The sequence below is a fragment of the Synechococcus sp. ATX 2A4 genome, assembly GCF_024346375.1.
In the GTDB taxonomy this organism is placed as follows: domain Bacteria; phylum Cyanobacteriota; class Cyanobacteriia; order PCC-6307; family Cyanobiaceae; genus MW101C3.
The window spans coordinates 1-1,684 of sequence record NZ_JAGQCV010000029.1; the positions used below are offsets into that span (position 1 = coordinate 1).

Below are 1,684 nucleotides of genomic sequence, written 5' to 3' on the forward strand. Positions count from 1 at the left end.
GGGCGTGGACTGCATGGAAGTGAGAATGTCGGCTTGAGTAGCGAAAACATGGGTGAGAATCCCATGCCCCGAAACCCTAAGGGTTCCTCCGGCAGGCTCGTCCGCGGAGGGTTAGTCAGGACCTAAGGCGAGGCCGAAAGGCGTAGTCGATGGACAACAGGTCAACATTCCTGTACCTGTCATGTTTTGGGAAGGGGGACGGAGAAGGCTAGCCCAGCCAGATGTTGGTTACTGGTTCAAGCGTTCAAGGCGTTGAGGGGTGGTGAAAACATCCCGAGCTGAGGCGTGAGTACGAGCTGCTACGGCAGCGAAGTGGGTGATGTCAAGCTTCCAAGAAAAGCCCTATACCCGTTAAGGCATGACGGCCTGTACCCGAAACCGACACAGGTGGGGTGGTAGAGAATACCGAGGGGCGCGAGGTAACTCTCTCTAAGGAACTCGGCAAAATGGCCCCGTAACTTCGGGAGAAGGGGTGCCACCGCAAGGTGGTCGCAGTGAAGAGGCCCAGGCGACTGTTTACCAAAAACACAGGTCTCCGCTAAGTCGCAAGACGATGTATGGGGGCTGACGCCTGCCCAGTGCCGGAAGGTTAAGGAAGCTGGTCAGCGAAAGCGAAGCTAGCGACTGAAGCCCCGGTGAACGGCGGCCGTAACTATAACGGTCCTAAGGTAGCGAAATTCCTTGTCGGGTAAGTTCCGACCCGCACGAAAGGCGTAACGATCTGGGCGCTGTCTCGGAGAGAGGCTCGGCGAAATAGAATTGTCTGTGAAGATGCGGACTACGTGCACCCGGACAGAAAGACCCTATGAAGCTTTACTGTAGCTTGGTATTGTGCCCGGGCTCTGAATGCGCAGGATAGGTGGGAGACATTGATGCATGGCTTGCGGGTCATGCGGAGTCAACGGTGAGATACCACTCTTTCAGAGCTAGGGTTCTAACAGCCACCCGTTATCCGGGGGCTGGACAGTATCAGGTGGGCAGTTTGACTGGGGCGGTCGCCTCCTAAAAGGTAACGGAGGCGCGCAAAGGTTTGCTCAGGCTGGTTGGAAATCAGCCGACGAGTGTAAAAGCAGAAGCAAGCTTGACTGTGAGACCTACAAGTCGAACAGGGACGAAAGTCGGCTTTAGTGATCCGACGGTTCTGAGTGGAAGGGCCGTCGCTCAACGGATAAAAGTTACTCTAGGGATAACAGGCTGATCTCCCCCAAGAGTTCACATCGACGGGGAGGTTTGGCACCTCGATGTCGGCTCATCGCAACCTGGGGCTGAAGTCGGTCCCAAGGGTTGGGCTGTTCGCCCATTAAAGCGGTACGCGAGCTGGGTTCAGAACGTCGTGAGACAGTTCGGTCCATATCCGGTGCATGCGTAAGAACATTGAGAGGAGTTCTCCCTAGTACGAGAGGACCGGGAGGAACGCACCTCTGGTGTACCAGTTATCGTGCCAACGGTAAACGCTGGGTAGCCATGTGCGGAGAGGATAACCGCTGAAAGCATCTAAGTGGGAAGCCCACCTCAAGATGAGTGTTCTCATGGCTTAAGCCAGTAAGGTCACGGGAAGAACACCCGTTGATAGGCTCTACGTGGAAGCTTGGTAACAGGTGAAGCGGAGGAGTACTAATAGACCGAGGGCTTGACCAACACTTGGCTCCTTGCTGAGGAGACCGAGGGGATGAATTGTTTCCAG

1 rRNA gene is annotated in these 1,684 nt (G+C 55.5%); it reads left to right on the forward strand.

Features of this window, described 5'->3' with window-relative positions:
* Positions 1-1,638, forward strand: a 23S ribosomal RNA gene (locus KBY97_RS14575); the annotation flags it as partial.
* Positions 1,639-1,684: the final 46 nt, after the last annotated feature.